The 255-nt window shown below is 36.9% G+C and carries 1 protein-coding gene; it reads right to left on the bottom strand.

Going from position 1 to position 255, the window contains the following annotated elements; translation table 11 throughout:
- Positions 1-217: transposase (locus ACEN4N_RS11585; RefSeq protein WP_407089156.1), on the bottom strand; the 217-nt coding region annotated here is incomplete at its 3' end.
- Positions 218-255: the final 38 nt, after the last annotated feature.

A 255-nucleotide genomic window follows, 5' to 3' on the forward strand; every position in this document is an offset into this window, starting at 1 on the left:
TATTTAGCATGAGGTCCCGTTCGTAATAGCCATTCCGCTGATCTTTTCGTTCCGAAGTCCGTTCATAGTTCTCTGCTTTAATGTAGCGATCACGTTCAACTTCCATATAAGCGTTAAAGACAGTGACGGCTAATGATTTCATCATCGCATTCATATCGCTATTCATGACTGCCTCTGTTAATTCTTCTAAATTTAAGGTAATATTTAATTGAGCCATAATAATCTTCCTTTCAATGTTTGTCTGTCAACTACATT

Source organism: Ruoffia sp. FAM 20857, assembly GCF_045528645.1.
GTDB classification, from domain to species: domain Bacteria; phylum Bacillota; class Bacilli; order Lactobacillales; family Aerococcaceae; genus Ruoffia; species Ruoffia halotolerans.